This window comes from Brachybacterium sp. FME24, from assembly GCF_014897705.1.
Lineage (GTDB): Bacteria > Actinomycetota > Actinomycetes > Actinomycetales > Dermabacteraceae > Brachybacterium.
The window spans coordinates 43,784-62,013 of sequence record NZ_JABUXV010000010.1; the positions used below are offsets into that span (position 1 = coordinate 43,784).

The window sequence follows — 18,230 nt, forward strand, 5'->3', positions numbered from 1 at the left end:
CGGCCTCCGAGGCCTCCTGATCATCGTGCTCTGTCGTGTGGCGGCGATAGCCCCTAGAGTGCCCAGGGCCCTTCCTCCGGCGCCGGTTCGTCCATGCACGGGTCTGCGACGGTAGGATGCGCCGCCCTGCACCATCCCCCATTCGGAAAGAGGAATCGTGTCGGCCCCCACGGCTCAGAACTCACCACCACCCACGAGCGAGCAGCCCGGACCAGAGGGCGGATACTCGCTCTCCAAGCCCGTCTTCTTCATCGCGACCGGGATCATCGTGGTCGCGGTGGCCTTCGCTCTCCTCCTGCCGGATGTCTTCAACAACATCATCTCCACGCTGAACTCCACGGTCGTGGACTCGATCGGCTGGTACTACGTCCTGATCGTCACCGGCTTCGTCCTCTTCTCCATCGTCGTGGCCGTCAGTCGCATGGGCAACATCAAGCTGGGCCAGGAGGACGATAAGCCCGAGTTCAGTGTCTTCTCCTGGTTCGCGATGCTGTTCGCCGCCGGTATGGGCATCGGCCTCGTGTTCTGGGGCGCCGCGGAGCCGCTGACGTTCTACGCGGACACCGCCACTCCCGGCATCCCGCCGAACGCCGCCGGTATGGACGATCCGGTGCGCGCCGAGCGCGCCCTCGGACAGACCTTCCTGCACTGGGGCCTGCACGCCTGGGGCATCTACGTCGTCGTCGGCCTCGCCGTCGCGTACGCCGTGCACCGCCGTGGCCGCCCCGTCTCCATCCGCTGGGCGCTCGAGCCGATCCTCGGCAAGCGCACCGACACCTGGATCGGCGATGCCATCGACATCATCGCCCTGGTCGGAACCCTGTTCGGCATCGCGACCTCGCTCGGCTTCGGCGTGAATCAGATCGCCGCCGGGCTCGACCACCTCGGCGTGCTGCCGAACTCCACCACGGTGCAGATCCTCATCATCCTCGTCGTGACGGCGCTGGCGACTCTCTCCGCAGCCAGCGGCGTCGACAAGGGCATCAAGATCCTGTCCAACCTCAACATGGGTCTCGCGGCGCTCCTGCTGGTCGCCGTGCTCATCCTGGGCCCGACATTGTTCCTGCTGCGCGATGTGGTCTCCAACATCGGGTTCTACATGCAGAACTTCCTGCAGCTGTCCTTCCAGACCATGCCGTTCCTCGGTGACGACGGCGGCACCTGGCTCTCCAGCTGGACCACGTTCTACTGGGGCTGGTGGATCTCCTGGTCGCCCTTCGTGGGCGTGTTCATCGCACGCATCTCCAAGGGCCGTACCGTGCGCGAGTTCATCACCGGCGTGCTGCTGGTGCCGACCGCACTGACCTTCCTGTGGTTCACGATCATGGGCGGCACCGCCCTGTACCAGGCGGTCTTCAATCAGGTCGACTTCACCGGCGGCACCGGGGCGATCGACCCCAACACCGCCCTGTTCGACACCTTCTCCCACCTGCCCGCCGGCGGTCTGCTCTCCGGCGTCGCGGTGGTCCTGGTGTCGATCTTCTTCATCACCAGTGCCGATTCCGGCGCCTTCGTGATGGACATGATCGCCCACAAGGGCGACCCGAACCCGCCCCGCATCACCCGCATCTTCTGGGCCTCGGCCTCCGGGATCATCGCTGCCTCGCTGATCTGGGTGAGCTCGCTGTCCGGCGGCGAGGGCTCCGGCATGACGGCGCTGCAGTCCCTGGCGCTGCTGTCCGCACTGCCGTTCTCCGTGGTGATGATCGGTATGTGCATCTCCCTGTGGCGCTCGCTGTCCAGCGAGGTCAAGGTCATCGAGCGGCTCGAGCTGCGCCTGCGCCAGCGCGAGTTCATGGAGCGCTATTCCGACGAGCTCACCGACCAGGTCACCGACCGGGTCGAGGAGAACGTCGCCCACAGCGTCGGCGGCCATGTCGAATCGCACCTGGAGGGCGAGTACGGCCAGCAGATCCAGGCCCAGCTCGACCAGCGGGTCGAGGCGCAGGTCGCGGAGCAGCTCTCGACGTACACCGCCGAGCAGGCACTGCCGCCCCTCGAGGACTCTGCGGCCGACGGGGCGGATTCCGAGTCGACCAACGGCCCCGGATCCGGCCACGGCTCCGGGCACGGTCGACGCGGCTCCTGGAACCCGTTCAAGCGCGAGCAGTGACCGCAGCGCGGCGTCCTGGATCCTGACGCCGACGTCGCACGCACGACGGGGCCCGGTGGCTGCTGCCACCGGGCCCCGTCGTGCATCGGATCAGGTCAGCGCGCGGCGGCGTGCAGGATCTCGGTGCCGTCGACCAGGGCGCGCACGTTGGTGCTGATCCGCTCGTCGGCGCCGACGGGGCGCCCGCCCGCGCCGTGCGGCGTGATCAGCAGCCGCGGCGCGTCCCACAGCGGGTCCGTCGCCGGCAGCGGCTCCGGGTCGGTGACGTCGAGCCCGGCGCTGCCCAGGGTGCCGGCCTCGAGGGCCTCGCGCAGGGCGACCTGGTCGACGGTGGTTCCTCGGCCCACGTTGATCAGGATCGCGTGGTCGGGCAGTGCGGCCAGCACCTCGCGTCCCACGGCCCCGGCGGTCTGCTCGGATGCCGGCAGGATGTCGATCAGCACGTCGACCTCGGGAAGAGCGGCGAGCACGTCGGTCTCCTCGATGACCTCGACCCCGTTGCGGGTGCCGGCGCTGCGGGCCGCCCCGCGCACCTGGGCACCGAGCGCCGTGAGGGTCGGGGCGAGGGTCTGGCCGATCTGACCGAAGCCCCAGATCAGCACCTTCGCCCCGATCAAGGAGGTCACCCGGTCCTCGGGATGCAGCGGTTGCAGGCCACCGAGCTCGGTGGACCACTCGTGGCGGGCCTGTGCCTCACGGGCCTCGGGCAAGCGGCGCAGCAGGCTCAGCAGCAGGGCCAGGGCGTGCTCGCTGACGGTCAGGGAGTGCAGGCCGGCGCCCGCGGCGATCACCACGTCGTCACGGAAGCCGGCGGTGAGGATCCCGTCGATCCCGGCGGACAGCGACTGCACGAATCGGAGGTTGTCGAGGTTCTCGACGGCGGAGCTCAGATGGACCCGCGACGGGCCCCACAGCACGAGGACGTCGGCGTCGTGGTGCGCGGCGGGGATCTCGGTGCGGGCGTCGACGGTGACGGCCTCCCAGCCCTCGGGCAGGGTGGGGTCCAGCGGCATGGTGTCAGGGAGCAGGATCTTCATGCCCCCAGGCTACGGCGGGGGGCGGCCTCGGTGCCCGCGATGCCCACCGCTGCGCCCCGGGGGCTGACCGGGCGCGCGGGTTCCGATACCCTTCCCGCATGGCATTCGGCTCCGGCGCATCCCCCTCGAGCCTCGTGGCAGCGCTCGGCCGCGCCGCGACGATCATCCGCAGGGCGACGAGGCGGACGGAGCACCGAGTGCGCCGCACCGCGATCGCGAAACCGTTGTCCACCGGCGGTTTCCTCGGTGCCTCGATCACCACCTGGATCTCGACCTCTCCGAGCCTGCTGCCGCGCACCTGGTGGATGTGGACCTTCAATTTCGGCTTCTCGCAGATCTACGGCTACGCGAGCGGGGTACTCACCCAGACGCTCGCCCGCCGCGCCGCGGACGCGATCGGATTGCACGTGGAGATCGCGGAGCACCGTCGTGAGCGGGCCCGCTGGCTCGGCGCCGGCGCCCTGATCAGCATCTCGGCGTACTCGTGGGTGCGCGGGGTGATGCGCCAGCGCGAGATCAGCCACCTCGTGCAGCAGGACCCCAAGAACCTCGCCACCCACGTGGTCGGAACCCTCGGCGGCCTGGCCGCGTCGGCCGGAGTGCTGGCGGGCGTGCGCGCCGTGGTCGCCACCGCCCACCTGTACCGGGCACTGCTGCGCCCCTACCTGCCGCCGCGGGTGGTCAGCGCGGTCTCCCTCGTCCTGACGATCGCGACCGTCGCCGTACTCGCCGAGCGCCTGCTGCGCGGCCGCGTGCTCGAGCAGATGATCGAGCGCGCCGAGGCCGCGAACCGATTGATCTCCCCCGACGTGCTGCGGCCCACCTCGCCCCTGCGCTCGGGCAGCCCGGACTCCCTGGAGACCTGGCAGTCCCTGGGTGCACCGGGCCGCAAGATCGTCTCGGCCGGCCCGAGCCCCGAGGCGATCGCCCGCACCTGCGGCGCCGAGGCGATGGAGCCGATCCGCGTCTACGCGGGAAAGTCCTCCTCCCGCGACCTCGCCGAGACCGTCGAGGCGGTCCTGGCGGAGCTGGACCGCACCCGGGCCTGGGACCGCGAGGTGCTGGTGCTGTTCACCGGAACCGGCACCGGCTGGCTGCAGGAATGGTCACTGTCGGCGATCGAGTTCCTCACCGGCGGCAACTGCGCCACCGCCTCCGTGCAGTACTCGGTGTACACCAGCGCGCTGAACTATGTCCTGGATCGTCGCTCCCCGCAGCGCGCCGGCCACCAGTTGTTCGACGCGGTGCGGCGGCGTCTGGACGCCCTGCCCGAGGGCTCCCGGCCGCGCCTGTTCGTCGCCGGGGAATCGCTGGGATCCTTCGGCGGCAATGCGGCCTTCCGCGATGTCCAGGAGATGCTGACCACGGTCGACGGCGCTGTATGGACGGGCACCCCGAGCTTCACCCCGCTGTGGCGGGAGATCGTCTCCCGCAGCCGCCCCGGTGCCCCGGCGATCGCGCCGATCATCGACCACGGCCGTCACATCCGCGTGGTCACCCGCCCCCGGGACCTGACCCGGAACTACTTCGGCGGCCTGTACGAGCCGTGGCAGCATCCGCGGGTGGTCTACGCCCAGCACCCCTCGGACCCCGTGGCCTGGTGGCAGCCCTCGCTCCTGTGGGAGGAGCCGGCATGGCTGCGGGAGCGGGTGGGGCACGACGTCACCCCCGCGGTGCGCTGGTTCCCCTGGATCACGTTCTGGCAGCTCGCGGCGGACATGCCGCTGTCGATCAAGGTCACCGGCGGGCACGGGCACGCCTACCACGAGGAGGTGGTCCCGATCTGGGCCGCGGTGCTCGGGCAGGACGTCGAGGAGGCGCAGCGTCCCGCCCAGCGTCGCCATCACAACGAGATCATCAAGGCCATCCGGGAGAGCACGCCGACGGTCTGATCCCTCAGGGGTTCGGCCCGGTGGCGACGGGGCGGGACCCGTCCGCGCTCCACTGCGACCAGGAACCGGGGAACAGCCTCACCGCCGTGAAGCCCGCCCGGTGCAGGGCGAGGACGTCGTGCGCGGCGGTCACGCCGGAGCCGCAGTAGACGAGGGCCTCCTGATCGGCCCGGACCCCGGCCGCTTCGAAGCGGTGGCGCAGTTCCTCGGCCGACAGGAACCGGCCGTCCTCGCCGAGGTTTCCGGTGTGCGGCAGGTTCACCGCGGCGGGGATGTGCCCGGCGCGCGGATCGATCGGTTCGACCTCGCCGCGGTAGCGCTCGGGGGCGCGGGCGTCGATGACCAGGCCGGCCCCGGACGCGACCTCGGCAGCGGTCGCGATCGCGGTGTCCGGCCAGGAGCGGGCAGCGACGTCACCGGGCGCGGGCTGCTCGTCGTCGTGGGTCAGCTCCCCGTCCCAGGCCGCGAGACCTCCGTCGAGCAGTGCGGCGTCGTGGCCCAGTGCCCGCAGCATCCACACCAGGCGCGCGGCCTGGGATCCGCCGGCGTCGTCGTAGGCCACCACGACCGAACCCTCGGTGACGCCGACGCGGCGCAGGGAGGCGGCGAAGTCCTCCGGCTCGGGCAGAGGGTGCCGGCCCGCATCGGGGCGCGCGGGCGCAGCGAGCTCGGTGTCGAGGTCGACGTAGACGGCGCCGGGCACGTGGCCCTGAAGGTAGGTGTGATGACCCTTGGAGCCGTCCAGGGCCCAGCGCACGTCCAGCAGATGCACGGAGCGAGCCCCGGTGGCGGCGGCGTCGCGCAGCTCCCGGAGCTCGGTGACGTCGATGATCGGGGCGAGCGCAGCGGAGGGCATGGAACGAAGCCTACGCGAGCGTGATCGACCGTTCGGATGCCGGAGAGCGGCTCAGCGCACCTGCAGGTCCACTCGCACCAGGCGGTGGTCCGAGGTGGCATTGAGCTCGCTGCCGGGGGTCCCCTTCTCGGGCCAGAACACGGCGGAGGAGACGATCTGCAGGGGCTTGGACGGAAGCACGTAGTCGACACGCAGGTTGCCGGGGCCGGGGGTGTCCCCGAAGTCGGCGGTGTCGAACTGAGGATCGGAGGTGTGATCGGCATTCGCGCCCCCCTGCAGCTCCGCGGCGTCGACGGCGCCGGTGCTGCGCGGTGCGGTGTCGCGCACGCGGGGGTGGGTCAGGAGCTGATCGATCGCGCCCGGCCAGGAGTCGCCGTCGGCCGGATCGGAGTTGTAGTCACCGAGGATCACGAACTGCTCACGCGCCGGGAGCCCGCCATGGGTGCCGGCGTCGTCGACGATCCACTGGGAGCGCTGCCCGGGACTGAGGTAATCGGCCCACAGGCGGATCTCGTCATTGTTCCGGCGCTGATTGCGCTTCTCGGGGCCGTCGAAGCTGGGCGGCGTGGGGTGAGCGGCGAGAACGTGGACCGTGGCGGCGCCGACCTGCACCGGCACATCCCAATGGGACTTCGAGCTCAAACGCAGTTCGCCGGCGATCTTCTCGCCGTAGAACTCGGTGGGCAGCAGGTTGCTGGGCATGTCCGCCCAGCGCAGCTTCTGGAAGGTGCGCACCTGCTCGCTGAGGATCGGGTGGCGCGAGAAGATGACCATCCCGTACTGACCGGGGAACTCGCCGAAGCCCCAGGCGTCGTCCGCACCGCCGACGGTGCCGTCGCGGTTGAGATCATGGCCGCTCGGAACGCCGGTGTTGACCGGCGCGGAGTAGGCGTACGGATAGAAGACCGGGGTGCGACCGTTCTGGCCGACCTCGAGGAAATTGCTGCGGAAGAGATCGATCCCCGCACCCTCATCATCGTGATCGAATTCGTTCAGCAGCAGGATGTCGGGGTTGTTGATCTGGATGACCTCGGCGACCGCACAGATCTGCGGGTCCTTCCCGGCCTCCAGATCGCGCAGCAGCCCCCCGGCCTCGGCCCGGTTCAGCGAGGCGTTGAAGGTGGCTACGCGCAGCCCTTCGGCACGACCGCCGCGGAGGGCCGGTTTCGGAGCAGCGTGGGCGGTTGCGGGCAGGCCCAGGCCTGCTGCGGCTGCTGCGGCGAAAGCTCGGCGACGACTGATGCGCGGTGACATGGCCCCCATTGTGCAGGACGCGTGACCCCAGCGACAAAGCGGGTGTGGACGGTGCCTGTCGCCGGGGCGCATGCGCCCGCCTCGAGCTTCGTCGTGATGCGAGACTGGGGGAATGAGAATCGCGTTCCTGGGCACCGGCCGCATGGGCACGGAACTTGCCCTCCATCTGATCCCCGACCACCAGCTGACCGTCTGGAACCGCACGGTGGAGCGCACGGCACCTCTCGCCGACGCCGGCGCGGCCGTCGCGAGCACAGCCGCAGAGGCCGTGGACGGCGCCGAGCTCGTCATCACCTCGTTGTTCGGCCCCGAGGCCGTGCGCGAGACGGTGCTGGAGCCCGGCCTGATCCCGACGGACGTCCCCTGGGTCGACACCACCACGGTCTCCCCGCAGGACGCCGACGAGTTCGCCGCCGCGGTCACCACCTACGTGGGCGTGCCCGTCGTCGGCAGCCTCGGCCCGGCCCGCAACGGGGCGCTCGGGGTGTACGTCGGTACCCCGGATGCCGCGCTGCGCGAGCAGGTGCTGGACCTGGTGGCGCCCTGGGCGGACCCGGAACGACTGCGTGGCGTGGCGTCCGGTCGCCAGGCCGCCACCGGCAAGCTGCTGGCGAACCTGGCCCTCGCGATCAGCGCACAGGGCCTGCGCGAGGCCCTCGCGCTCGGTGAGGCCGCGGGCGCCACCGCCGAGGAGACCCTCGACATGCTGGGGTCCACGGGTCTCGCGTTCATCGCCGGGATGAAGGGAGCGTTCGTGCGCGGCGAGCGCACCACCCAGGGAGGCGACTTCACCGCCGACGCGATCGCCAAGGACGCCCGCCTGATGATCGACACGGTCCAGGCGGCCTCGACCGGCAGCTCGGCGCCCCGCCCCGGCGCCGACCTTCCCGCCCTGCGCGGGGCCCTGGCCTCGCTGCAGGCGGAGATCGCGACCGAGCACGGGGACCACGACTTCTCGACGATCCTGCTGCCGGGAGCCGAGCGCACCGGACAATAGTGCGCAGCGCCCATTGACGTTCGGGCGGCTGCCTGGCTACGTTCCATGGAGGTGAGGCGAGTCACGCCCGGTGCTCGTCCGCACGAAGGAGCACCCATGCCCAGCGCCATCCCCCGCCGCACCCTCCTGACCGCCGGCACCACCGCCGCGGCCGCCGTCGGTCTCGCCCCGACGGCCGACGCCGCCGGCGGGGCAGAGGGCGGGCGCGCGGTCCCCTTCACCCTCGTGGCGCAGGTCCTGGACGGCGGGGAGCAGGTCACCGCCGTGGAGGTCGAGGCCTCCCGGCAGGGTGGCCTGGTCACCGGTGAGCTGCCGGTGAGCACCTTCAGCGTCCACGCGCGCGGCACCAATCCGCTGACCGGCGTCGTGGCCTTCGACGTGGACCGCACGATCACGGCGGCGAGCGTGGACCGTCGCGGCCGCATCACCCTCGAGCTCGAGCACGGTGAGGGAGTGCAGGGGGCCAGCACTCTGGACTACATCGGCGACGTCGGGCGCAACGTGCAGCTCGACCTCCAGTACACGCTCACCCTGGAGGAGCCGCTGCCCACCCACGGGCACGGCGCCCCGACCATCACCTCGTGCGTCCAGGGCGACCTCGTCGATGCCGAGGTCGATGCCTTCACCTCCCACGTCTCCGCCTCCGGCACCAACTACCGCCTCTTCTCCCCGCCGCAGCGGAGTCGATCCTCGCCGCGTCCGCTGGTGGTGTGGCTGCACGGCGGCGGCGAGGGCGGCTTCGCGGACACCGGTGGCGACTACTACGACAACGAGACGCAGCTGCGCGCGAACCGCGGCGCGCTGGGCGTGACGACGGATCCCGCACAGGACCTCTTCGGGGGTGCCTACGTGCTCGCCCCGCAGTGCCCGTCGGCGTGGATGCTCGACGGTCCCGCCTTCGAGCCGCTGATCGACGAGATCCTCGAGGAGGTCGCCGCCGAGCACCCGATCGACCGCGACCGCATCCACATGACCGGCGCCAGCAACGGCGGGTACATGACGCTGAAGATGGTGGTCGAGAACCCCGGGGCCTTCGCCTCCGCGACGCCGATCTGCGGTGTGGTCCAGGAGCGCGGCGACTCCCCCGGCCCGCTCGTGCCCGACGACGAGCTCGCGGCGATCACCACTCCCAGCTGGCTGATCGCTTCGGCGGACGACGCCACCGTCGACCCCCAGGCCAACACCGTGCATGCGCACGAGCTGATCCCCGGATCGATCCTGAGCCTGTACGACACGGTGACCTGGGACGGCGTCGACTACTCGGGGCACTTCTCGTGGATCTACGCCGCGCGCAACGACCCCTCGCATCAGGGCACCAGCCTGTGGGAATGGATGGCCGCACAGAGCCTGTGACGGCGGACGCTCAGATGCCGGCGGCGCTCAGCACGGCCCGCGCGGTGGCCTGCGGATCCGCACCGACCTCGACCGCCAGATCATCGACCCGGGCGGCATCGAGGATCGAGGTGAGCTCGTCGTAGCGGTCGAGGTGCCAGGCCAGGCCCTCCGGATCGACCTCGTGGCGGCGGTGCAGCCGCGCGCGCACCACATCGCGCTGTGCGGTCAGGCGCACCACCGTGAGCGGGCAGCCGAAAGCCGCCTCGTACCCAGCGCGAGCCGCGCGTTCCTCGAGCACCCCGGCGGCGACCAGGACCTGCGCCCCGGACTCTCGATAGATCGCACAGACGGCAGCGAGGTTCGCCTGCTCGATACGGCCGTTGAAGCGGTCATCCGCCGGGGCGGGCCAGCTGCGCCGCAGCCAGTCCAGGTCGATCGCGGCGCCGGGGATCCCGCGCTCGGCGAGCTCGTCCCCGAGCGCATCGGTCACCGTGGTCTTGCCGACGCCCACAGCCCCCGTGATCAGCAGCGCCGAGACCTCTGCACCCATCTCAGTCCACCGCGATCCGATGGACGCGATCGAGATAGTCGGTGGAGTTGTCACCGTTCATGGTGCGCGACTTCTGCCGGTTGTTCGTGCCGACCTTGCTGTCGCGCTTGTCGAGGTTGCCGACGGAGACCTCCGTCTCCCGCGCGAAGTGGTGTCGCTTGTCGGTGTTGCGGTAGTAGCGGTAGATCCCGCCGTAGACCGCCGCGAACACCGCCGGCCCCGCGACGAAGGGGAAGGCGATGCCGATCGCTCCGTCACCGGAGTCGGCCAGCAGCATCGAGGTGGTCGGATCGGCGGCCAGCTCAGCCAGCAGTGGGAACATCGCGTTCCCCCCTTCCCTCATCGGTCGATGCAGCGGTGGTCGTCATCGTCATCGTCCTCACCCTGCCAGGAACCAGCCGAAGCCGACCACGGCTCCGACCGCCGCCGCGACGGTCCCCGCCAGGCACGCGACCGCGAAGATCTTCGGATGCGAGACCGGCACGGAGCCCATCGTGTTGCCATTACGAGCATTGACCGCGATGTAGTGGACCAGCGAGCCCTCGCCCTTCGCGGAATCGGCATAGCTGTACAACCACACGGGCACGTACACCGAGATCCAGCGGGTGCCGTGCACGGCGACGCCCTCCTGCTCCCAGCGCACCCCGCGGTCGTAGCGACCGATGGTCGGCGTGGCCTTCGCGCGGGCGATCGCCAGGAACTTGTCCTCCACCGCGTCGTCGACGTCGCGGACGTTGAGGTCGCGGCGCTCGGAGGTGAAATTCTTGAGGTAATTCGAGTTGTAGGCGACCGCGTTCTCCGTGTCGTACGGCTGCACGGCATTGAGGATGTTGTTGGTCGCGTTCGAGTTGTCGTGGGCGTTGAAGCGCTGCGCGGATTCCACGGTGAGGTCGTCGACCAGCAGATCGAAGGCCCTCTGGACGCGGTAGACGTCCGCGTCGTAGTAGGTCTCCGAGCGGCGGTTGTCCCCACTGCCGGTGGTCACCGTGTACCGGCGGGTGGTGACCTCGCCGGTGCCGCCGAGCACCGCGTGCATGTTTCCGTCCACGACCATGTACGGGATGTACACGCCCATCACGTTGTCCGGGACGAACTCCGCCTTGAAGCGACCCAGCGCGAACGCCTTGCGCTTGCCCGCGAACTCATCGATCCGCTCGATCGCCTGTTCACGGGTGAGCTCGAAGGGAAGCACCGCGTCCGGCACGGCTCCGTTGGGGATCTGCGTGTTGACCGACAGGGTCTGCCGGCACCAGTGGCAGCGCGCCTGCAGCTCCTGGTCGACGTTGACGACCACCTCGGCGCCGCAGCCCTGGCACTTCAGGGTCATCACCGTGAAATCCTCACGGATGTCCGCTGTGCCCGAGGCCAGCGTGTGCCCGCGCAGATCCGCGATCGGAGAATCCAGCCCGAAGGACTGCTCGGCGTTGGCCTCGTTCCACTCGTGACGGCAGTACGCGCAGACCAGTGCCTTCGCGCTCAGCGAGTACTGGATGTCGCTGCTGCCGCACTGCGGGCACTTGTTCAGGCCGTCCTGGCTGCTCGAACTGGTGTCGATGATGCGGTTGCGGGAGTCATTCAGCGCCGCCTGCGCCGCCTCGCCCAGGGACTCGTCGCCGAGCATCTGCGTGGGCCCCTGCTCCCCGCCCTCCTCGCCGGGCCACGGGGGCACGGCACGCGGGTCGGAGCTCTGCGTGCCCGGGGGGACGGCGCCACCGTCACCCCGGGGCGGCGGCACCGCGCGACCCGGGCCGCCCTGAGCGGGATCGTTCTGGGGTCCCGTGTGCGCCGCCGGACCCAGCCCGCTCTCGGCCGGAGGCCGGGCGGGCTGGTTCGGGCGGGCCCACTGCGGGTCCTGAGGAGGAACGGACATGTCGGATCAGAGGCCGAGAGCGGCCTTCTTCGCCGCCTCGTAATCCTCGTCCGTGATCAGGCCCTGTTCCAGCATCTGCTTGTACTGGCCGAGCTTGGCCACCGGATCCTCCTGCTGAGGCGCGGCCTGCTGCTGAGGTGCAGCCTGCTGCTGGGCCGGCGGACCCGACTGCTCCACCGGGTTCACCAGGCCCCCGGCCGCTCCCATGCCCGCGCCGAACATGGCCAGGCCCGCGCCGCCGCCATTCTCCCCGGCGGACTGCACGCCGCGCGCGGTCGCCTGATTGAGGAAGGACTGCGAGCGGGCGCCCGAGAGCGCGTCGGCCTTCTGCACGTCGACGAGGAGCTCGCGGGTGCGCTGGTCGTACTCGATGGAGACGATCGCCGTCTTCACGATCGCCAGACCGCGGTCGCTGGACCAGCGGTAGCCCTCCTCGACCGCGGCGGACAGCGACTGCGCGAAGCCCACCGAGTCGCCCTGGATGCGGGAGATGCGATTGCCCTTGTCGGGATCGTTCGTGTAGCGCGAGAACGCGGCGGCGAGCGAGCCGACGACCTCCCGGAACAACTGGCTGCCGGCCGAGTTGTCGGGATCGGAGAAGTCGAACACCGGGGCGTTCGCAGAGATGAACGTGGCCGGCACGAAGTTGTGCACGAACAGCAGCGGGTCGATGATCCGCATCGTGTAGGAGCCGCGGCAGACCGCACCCACCTGCGTGTTGAGGTAGGCGTCGTCCCAGTAGATCTCCGACTGGGTGCCGAACTTGTTGTCCGGGATCTCCTTGAGGCTCACGTAGAAGGCGAGCTGCTGCGAGGAGGGGCGGCCACCGAACTTGAAGCGCTCCCACGAGGTGCCGACGGTGGAGGCCAGCATGCTGTCACCGGCGAAGACGGACTGCGCATCCGGGGACTGGTCGGAGAACTCGTAGCCGCCGGCCTCGGTGATCAGACCCGTCGCACGGCCGTCGACCACCGTGATCAGCCCGTAGCCCTGGGGCACGAGGATCTTGGAGCCGTTGGAGATGACGTTCTCGGAGCCGCGCGTGTTCGAGCCGCGACCGGCATTGGTGCCGCTGGGCACTGCCGGGAACAGAGCAGCGGTCTGCGGCAGCCCGTTCGGAACGGTGAGGAAGTCCTTCCACTGATCAGCGAGCATCCCGCCGACAGCGCCCTTGAATGCCTGGATGAATCCCATGTGAGCTCCTTCGTCGCCCCCGAGTCTGTGATCGGCACCATGGTATCGCGCAGGTCCCGAACGCTCGCTGGGTCCACGCACTACCGTCGCCAGACATGGAGTGGAGCAGATACCTGGAGCGGCTCGAGCGCCGTCAGGTCCCGATCTATCTGGCGGCCGTGGCGATCGGGTTCGCCTCCGGCGCCCTCCGTCCGGGCGCCGCACCGGCACTCGAGGTGGCGGTGGAACCGGCGATCGCGGCCCTGCTGCTGGTGACGTTCCTCGGCGTGCCCATGACCCGCATCGGAGCCGCGGTACGGGACTGGCGGTTCCTGCTGGCCCTGCTGGCGGTCAACTTCGCCCTCGTCCCCCTGGTGGTCCTGGTGATCACGCGCCCCCTCAGCTCCTCGCCCGATCTGCTGATCGGGGCGCTGCTGGTGCTGCTCGCGCCCTGCATCGACTACGTCATCGTGTTCACGGCGCTGGCCGGGGGCGCCCAGGAGCGACTGCTCGCCGCCACCCCGCTGCTGATGCTCGGCCAGATGCTGGCCCTGCCGGTGCTGCTGCCGCTGCTCAGCGGCAGCGCGGCGATCGGTCTGCTCGACCCCGCTCCGTTCCTGCGGGCGTTCGTCCTGCTGATCGTGCTGCCGCTGCTCGCGGCGGCGCTGATCCAGCGCTTCGCCCCGCGCTGGGACCTCTCCGCAGCGATGGTCCCGCTGATGGTCGCCGTCCTCGCGATCGTCACGGCATCGCAGTCCCCCCGGATCCTCTCGGCCGGGACGGCGCTGCTCGCGCTGGTGCCGGTCTATATCGCCTTCCTGCTGCTGGCGGTGGGGGTCGGGATCCTGGCCAGTCGCATCGTCCGGCTCGACGCCGGTTCCGCGCGGGCGCTCACACTGTCCGGGGCGACCCGGAACTCGCTGGTGGTCCTGCCGCTCGCCCTCGCGATGCCGGCATCACTGCCCCTGGTCCCGGCCGCGGTGGTCACGCAGACCGTCATCGAGCTGCTCGGTCTGGTCGTGCTCGCGCGGATCCTTCCACTGCTGCTCACGGACGCGAGGCGACCAGGAGGACCGCGGTGACCGGGAACGCGAGGCCACCGTCGACGGCGGCGAATCGGCTCCACAGCTCCCGCACCCGGGACTCGATCTCGGTCCGGACCGCAGCGCTCTGCGCCCGGTGGGTGCTGCCCGCGCCACCCACGCCGCCGGCGATCCCGGCCATCAGATCATCGGCTGAGATGCGCCAGGTCCACCCGATCTCCTCCGCCTGCTCCACTCGCAGCCCGCTCTCCTGCGCGAGGCCCGCCAGCCCCTCGGCGGAGCGCGGGAAGTCGAGATGGTCGGGCAGTCGCGTGCTCGGCGTGGGCACGGCGCCCGCGGCCCGGGACGCCTCGGCGTAGGCCGCAAGGTGCGGCCCGGGCACACTGGGCCAGATCGTCATCGCCACCGGCGCCGACGGCGCAGCGACCCGAGCGAGGTCACGCAGCGTCGCGCGCGGATCGGGCACATGGTTGACGACGAAGTTCGCGGTGACTGCGCCGAAGGAGCCATCGGGCAGCGGGAGCGTCGGGGCGGCGCCTGCCACCACGCGCACAGCCTCCGGCACGGCCGCCCGCGTCATCGCCACCATGCCCGGATCCGGGTCCACGGCGAGGACCCGCCGGCCCTCCCGCGCGGCGGCGAGCGCGAGGTCGCCGCTCCCGCACCCGACATCGAGGTGGTCTCCCCCGGTCGCGGTGGCCGCCAGCAGGGTCGGGATCGCTCCCGCGCACAGGGTCGCGAAGGATCTGCGGTACGCCTCGGCCACGCCCTCCCAGGTGCTCATGCGGTCAGTGCTCCTGCCGGGGCGTCTCAGGATCGGGGACGAGGACAGTCGCGAGGCTCAGGCGATGCTTTCCGTCGCCGCGATCCGTCAGGTACGGGGCCAGGAGCGCCTCGAAACCGTTCTGGATCGTGGCGAGGTCCTCCGCGTCGACGTAGACGGGCCCGCGCCCGAAGCCGAGGAAGTCCCTCAGGCCCTCGTCGTCCCCGTCGAGGAATCGGTCGACATCTGCGGCGAGGTCCCCGAGGAAGGCGAGGAACGCCGACTTCAGCTGGGCGGCGCTCATCGCGCGCAACCCCTCTCGGTCGACATGCGCCATCTGCTCGCCGAGGGCGAGGGTGCGCTCCACGGCGCCGCGCACCCGTCGCTCCTGGATCACGGTGAGCATCCCCGCGTCCAGGAGCGTGGAGACATGCCGGTACAGGGTCGCCTGCTTGACGTCCGGCAGGGCGTCCCGCAGTTGCGCGGTGGTCAGGCTGCGCCCGCCGAGCTGCTGGAGGATCCGCAGCCGCACGGGATGCATGATGACCTCCGCGATCGAGGCGTCGTTCGGCATCAGGCCTTCCCTCACTGTTCTCACGGTGATAACGTTCCCAGTACGAGATCATTCTATCGAGCACGAGGTGCACACGATGACACAGGTCAGCTACGACTGCGCACGACTTCGGATCGACTTCCCCGGGTGGGAGGCACTGATGGCCAGGCGGGGATCCGTCGAGGTCCCGCGTGAGGCGATCGCCTCCGTGCAGGTGGAGCCCGGCTGGTCCTCGGAGATCCTCGGCCTGCGCTCGGGACTGGTGGTCTCGGGCTATCGCAAGGTCGGAACGTTCCGCCATCCCTCGGGCACCCGGCGTCTCGTGTCCATGACCCGGGGACTTCCGCTGCTGCGGGTCCGGGTGGACCGCGCGGTGACAGGCTTCGACGAGCTGCTGCTCAGCACCGGCCACGCCGAGGAGATCGCGCAGGCGCTCCTCGCCGAGGCCGCCCGCTGACCCGACGCGACCTGGCGTGAGGCGGGATCAGCCGGTGATGTCGTACCGGGCCAGGCGCCGGGTGTCCCCGGAATGCTGCAGGTCCAGCAACTGCGCGTAGATGCCTCCACTGCTCGCCAGCTGCTCCGGGGAGCCGATCTCATCGATGTGCCCCTCGCGCAGGGTGACGATGCGATCCACCTCGGCGATCGTGGAGAGCCGGTGGGCGATGATCAGCGAGGTGCGGTCGGCCATCAGTTCGTCCAGCCCCTTCTGGACCTGGATCTCCGCCTTGGTGTCGAGCGCCGAGGTGGCCTCGTCGAGCACCAGCACCGGAGCATCCTTGAGGATCGCCCGGGCCACTGCGATGCGCTGGCGCTGCCCGCCGGACAGCTTCAGCCCGCGTTCACCGATGACCTGCTCGTAGCCCTCCGGGAAGCGGAGGATGAAGGCGTCGGCGTTGGCGCGGCGGGCGGCCTCGAGCACCTTCTCATCGCTCGCTTCGGGGCGACCGTAGGCGATGTTCTCGCGGATCGTGCCGGAGAACAGGGAGGCGTCCTGGAACACGACGCCGATCCGGGCGCGCAGCTGGTCCAACGGCAGGTCAGAGCTCGGATGTCCCCCGACCTCGATGCTGCCGTTGCGGGGCTCGTACAGCCCCAGCAGCAGGTTCACGATGGTGGACTTGCCACCGCCGGACTCGCCGACCAGCGCGATCTTCTCCCCGCGCTCGAGACGGAAGTCGATGTCGTGCAGCACGTCATCGCCGTCCTCGTAGGCGAAATCGACGCCGCGGAAGGCGACGACGGGAGCCCCGGGGACGGGCTCGATGAGGGCGGACGTCGTGAGAGTCTCGACGGCAGTCGTCGCGCCTGCTGCGGCGGAGCCGCCGTCGGCCGATCCCGCATCCGGTGCATCGGCGGGACGCGCGGCCATCACCGCGGCGGTGCGCGGATCCACGGGGGTCTCCATCACCCGGAAGTAGTCCTTGGAGCCCGCGATCGCGCGCTGCGCGGCGTCGATCACCCAGCTCATCGACTCCACCGGCGCCTTGGCCATGGTCATCAGCTGGATCAGCAGCACCATCTCGCCGAGGGTGAACTCCCCCTGCACGGTGCGCACGAAGATGATCGCGTAGATCCCGAAGAAGATGAGGTTGAGGAACGCCCGACGGATGATGTCCATCCGGTGCCAGTGCGAGGACTGCTCCCGCGTGGTGGCGTCGGTGGAGCGGAAGCGGCGCGAGAAGTCCTCGAGCTCGCCGCGCTCGCGCACGAAGGACTTCACCACACGGATCTGCCCGACCACTTCGGCGAAGCGGCCCGAGGCGATATCGACCTGCTCGTTCTTCTCGCCCTCGAGGCGCTGCCACTTCACGGAGGTCAGCGAGGTCAACCACACGTACACGGGGAACACGATCAGCAGCAGCACGGTGAGCGGCCAGGCATACCAGGCGCTGATGACGAGCACCGCGACCGTGGTGATCAGCATGGAGGCGAAGGAGTTCGACATCATCTTGGCGAAGTTCGTGATCTCGGTGATCGACCTGTTCAGCCGCGCCACGATAGTGCCGGTGATCTCGCCGTCGAACCAGCGCTGGGGCAGGTGCAGCAGCTTGTCGTAGTAGCGCACCGAGAGGATCGTGCGCATCCGGTTGCTCATCACATCGCCGAACCAGCCGCCGACGTTCGAGACCACCGTGTTGATCAGTTCCGCCACCAGCACCGCAGCGGCGAGCAGCAGCACGGTGCGCACCGCCGTCCCGGCCGCGGTCTCGCCGGACACGGCGCCGGCCACGGTATCGGTCGCGTTGCCGATCAGGAACGGGACCGTGAGGGCCGCGACCGCGGTGAGGATCGAACAGACGATGACTGCGGTGTACAGAGGGGCGAGGGAGCGGGTGAAGCGGACGATGCGCAGGAGGGACGACACCGGGCCAGCGTAGGCGCACTCAGGCACGGAGGGAATGTCTCGCAGGCGTTGTCAGCGCAGCGCAGAATCGCGACTCCTGCGACCTCGCGTGCCCCCGGCCTCACGTGCCACCCGCATCAGCGCGCCGACCCTGCCAGATGTGTCGCTCAGGAAGATGCTCAGCGACACCTCGTGCTGGATGCCGATGGGTTACTCACGGAGCTTGGGCAGCGGGAGTTGGGCAGGGCGTGGCCCGTCGACGGTCGCAGCACCGGGGATATCGCGCCCACCCCGCCCGAAGAGGCGGTGAGGCCACCTCATTCCGCCTACTCACGAGGGGTACCAAGGAGTAACCGATCGTGAGCGGGCGGGGAGTGGGTGTGGGGTGCGTGGGGGTGGGGTGCGTGGGGGTGGGGTGCGTGGGGGTGGGGTGCGTGGGGGTGTGGG

The 18,230-nt window shown here is 70.2% G+C and carries 16 protein-coding genes; 6 read left to right on the plus strand and 10 right to left on the minus strand.

Annotated elements, in window-relative coordinates:
- The first annotated feature begins 157 nt into the window (after positions 1 to 157).
- Positions 158 to 2,113, plus strand: a complete 1,956-nt coding sequence (locus INT51_RS12600) for a BCCT family transporter (RefSeq protein ID WP_304502183.1) — start codon at positions 158 to 160, stop codon at positions 2,111 to 2,113.
- A 95-nt stretch (positions 2,114 to 2,208) separates the two neighbouring features.
- Here INT51_RS12600 and INT51_RS12605 read toward each other — a convergent pair whose 3' ends face one another.
- Positions 2,209 to 3,150 (minus strand): NAD(P)-dependent oxidoreductase, encoded by a 942-nt coding sequence (locus tag INT51_RS12605; RefSeq protein ID WP_193105665.1) that lies wholly within the window; start codon positions 3,148 to 3,150, stop codon positions 2,209 to 2,211.
- Positions 3,151 to 3,248: 98 nt separating this feature from the next.
- Between INT51_RS12605 and INT51_RS12610 the strand changes: the two genes are divergently transcribed.
- Positions 3,249 to 5,042 carry an alpha/beta-hydrolase family protein gene (locus tag INT51_RS12610; RefSeq protein ID WP_193105666.1) on the plus strand — a complete coding sequence of 598 codons (1,794 nt, stop codon included), beginning with the start codon at positions 3,249 to 3,251 and terminating at the stop codon, positions 5,040 to 5,042.
- Positions 5,043 to 5,046: 4 nt separating this feature from the next.
- Here the strand turns inward: INT51_RS12610 and INT51_RS12615 are convergent, their stop codons facing one another.
- Both INT51_RS12615 and INT51_RS12620 read right to left on the minus strand, forming a co-directional pair.
- Positions 5,047 to 5,898, minus strand: a complete 852-nt coding sequence (locus INT51_RS12615) for a sulfurtransferase (RefSeq protein WP_193105667.1) — start codon at positions 5,896 to 5,898, stop codon at positions 5,047 to 5,049.
- A 51-nt stretch (positions 5,899 to 5,949) separates the two neighbouring features.
- Complete coding sequence (locus INT51_RS12620; protein WP_193105668.1) at positions 5,950 to 7,152, minus strand: endonuclease/exonuclease/phosphatase family protein; 1,203 nt, start codon at positions 7,150 to 7,152, stop codon at positions 5,950 to 5,952.
- Positions 7,153 to 7,264: 112 nt separating this feature from the next.
- Between INT51_RS12620 and INT51_RS12625 the strand changes: the two genes are divergently transcribed.
- Both INT51_RS12625 and INT51_RS12630 read left to right on the plus strand, forming a co-directional pair.
- Entirely contained in the window at positions 7,265 to 8,149 is an 885-nt protein-coding gene (locus tag INT51_RS12625) for an NAD(P)-dependent oxidoreductase (protein ID WP_193105669.1), read from the plus strand.
- Between the two features lie 96 nt (positions 8,150 to 8,245).
- Positions 8,246 to 9,502, plus strand: a complete 1,257-nt coding sequence (locus INT51_RS12630) for a prolyl oligopeptidase family serine peptidase (RefSeq protein WP_193105670.1) — start codon at positions 8,246 to 8,248, stop codon at positions 9,500 to 9,502.
- Between the two features lie 10 nt (positions 9,503 to 9,512).
- On the opposite strand, the gene INT51_RS12635 is transcribed toward INT51_RS12630, so the two are convergent.
- From INT51_RS12635 to INT51_RS12650, 4 genes are read right to left on the minus strand one after another with little or no spacing between them, the layout of a single operon-like run.
- Positions 9,513 to 10,034, minus strand: a complete 522-nt coding sequence (locus tag INT51_RS12635; RefSeq protein ID WP_193105671.1) for an AAA family ATPase — start codon at positions 10,032 to 10,034, stop codon at positions 9,513 to 9,515.
- Between the two features lies 1 nt (position 10,035).
- Positions 10,036 to 10,356, minus strand: a complete 321-nt coding sequence (locus INT51_RS12640; protein WP_193105672.1) for a hypothetical protein — start codon at positions 10,354 to 10,356, stop codon at positions 10,036 to 10,038.
- Positions 10,357 to 10,413: 57 nt separating this feature from the next.
- Positions 10,414 to 11,904: a proline-rich domain-containing protein gene (locus INT51_RS12645; RefSeq protein ID WP_226832335.1), complete on the minus strand. Its 1,491-nt coding sequence runs from the start codon at positions 11,902 to 11,904 to the stop codon at positions 10,414 to 10,416.
- A 6-nt stretch (positions 11,905 to 11,910) separates the two neighbouring features.
- Entirely contained in the window at positions 11,911 to 13,098 is a 1,188-nt protein-coding gene (locus INT51_RS12650) for an SPFH domain-containing protein (RefSeq protein ID WP_193105673.1), read from the minus strand.
- A gap of 95 nt (positions 13,099 to 13,193) precedes the next feature.
- On the opposite strand from INT51_RS12650, the gene INT51_RS12655 reads away from it, so the two are divergent.
- Positions 13,194 to 14,159, plus strand: coding sequence for an arsenic resistance protein (locus INT51_RS12655; RefSeq protein ID WP_193105674.1), 966 nt, complete (start codon positions 13,194 to 13,196; stop codon positions 14,157 to 14,159).
- Here the strand turns inward: INT51_RS12655 and INT51_RS12660 are convergent.
- Both INT51_RS12660 and INT51_RS12665 read right to left on the minus strand, forming a co-directional pair.
- Positions 14,125 to 14,904, minus strand: a complete 780-nt coding sequence (locus tag INT51_RS12660; RefSeq protein WP_193105675.1) for a class I SAM-dependent methyltransferase — start codon at positions 14,902 to 14,904, stop codon at positions 14,125 to 14,127. The genes INT51_RS12655 and INT51_RS12660 overlap by 35 nt on opposite strands.
- Positions 14,905 to 14,908: 4 nt before the next feature.
- On the minus strand, positions 14,909 to 15,457 hold the full coding sequence (locus INT51_RS12665) for a helix-turn-helix domain-containing protein (protein WP_193105676.1): 549 nt from the start codon (positions 15,455 to 15,457) through the stop codon (positions 14,909 to 14,911).
- A gap of 76 nt (positions 15,458 to 15,533) precedes the next feature.
- On the opposite strand from INT51_RS12665, the gene INT51_RS12670 reads away from it, so the two are divergent.
- Complete coding sequence (locus INT51_RS12670; RefSeq protein ID WP_193105677.1) at positions 15,534 to 15,893, plus strand: hypothetical protein; 360 nt, start codon at positions 15,534 to 15,536, stop codon at positions 15,891 to 15,893.
- A gap of 27 nt (positions 15,894 to 15,920) precedes the next feature.
- On the opposite strand, the gene INT51_RS12675 is transcribed toward INT51_RS12670, so the two are convergent.
- On the minus strand, positions 15,921 to 17,804 hold the full coding sequence (locus INT51_RS12675; RefSeq protein ID WP_193105678.1) for an ABC transporter ATP-binding protein: 1,884 nt from the start codon (positions 17,802 to 17,804) through the stop codon (positions 15,921 to 15,923).
- Between the last annotated feature and the right edge of the window lie 426 nt (positions 17,805 to 18,230).

Bases quoted from the DNA above. Each gene is read 5' to 3' on its own strand.
- INT51_RS12605 (WP_193105665.1), bottom strand. From the start codon at position 3,150: ATGAAGATCCTGCTCCCTGACACCATGCCGCTGGACCCCACCCTGCCC.
- INT51_RS12610 (WP_193105666.1), top strand. From the start codon at position 3,249: ATGGCATTCGGCTCCGGCGCATCCCCCTCGAGCCTCGTGGCAGCGCTC.
- INT51_RS12615 (WP_193105667.1), bottom strand. From the start codon at position 5,898: ATGCCCTCCGCTGCGCTCGCCCCGATCATCGACGTCACCGAGCTCCGG.
- INT51_RS12620 (WP_193105668.1), bottom strand. From the start codon at position 7,152: ATGTCACCGCGCATCAGTCGTCGCCGAGCTTTCGCCGCAGCAGCCGCA.
- INT51_RS12625 (WP_193105669.1), top strand. From the start codon at position 7,265: ATGAGAATCGCGTTCCTGGGCACCGGCCGCATGGGCACGGAACTTGCC.
- INT51_RS12630 (WP_193105670.1), top strand. From the start codon at position 8,246: ATGCCCAGCGCCATCCCCCGCCGCACCCTCCTGACCGCCGGCACCACC.
- INT51_RS12635 (WP_193105671.1), bottom strand. From the start codon at position 10,034: ATGGGTGCAGAGGTCTCGGCGCTGCTGATCACGGGGGCTGTGGGCGTC.
- INT51_RS12640 (WP_193105672.1), bottom strand. From the start codon at position 10,356: ATGTTCCCACTGCTGGCTGAGCTGGCCGCCGATCCGACCACCTCGATG.
- INT51_RS12645 (WP_226832335.1), bottom strand. From the start codon at position 11,904: ATGTCCGTTCCTCCTCAGGACCCGCAGTGGGCCCGCCCGAACCAGCCC.
- INT51_RS12650 (WP_193105673.1), bottom strand. From the start codon at position 13,098: ATGGGATTCATCCAGGCATTCAAGGGCGCTGTCGGCGGGATGCTCGCT.
- INT51_RS12655 (WP_193105674.1), top strand. From the start codon at position 13,194: ATGGAGTGGAGCAGATACCTGGAGCGGCTCGAGCGCCGTCAGGTCCCG.
- INT51_RS12660 (WP_193105675.1), bottom strand. From the start codon at position 14,904: ATGAGCACCTGGGAGGGCGTGGCCGAGGCGTACCGCAGATCCTTCGCG.
- INT51_RS12665 (WP_193105676.1), bottom strand. From the start codon at position 15,457: ATGCCGAACGACGCCTCGATCGCGGAGGTCATCATGCATCCCGTGCGG.
- INT51_RS12670 (WP_193105677.1), top strand. From the start codon at position 15,534: ATGACACAGGTCAGCTACGACTGCGCACGACTTCGGATCGACTTCCCC.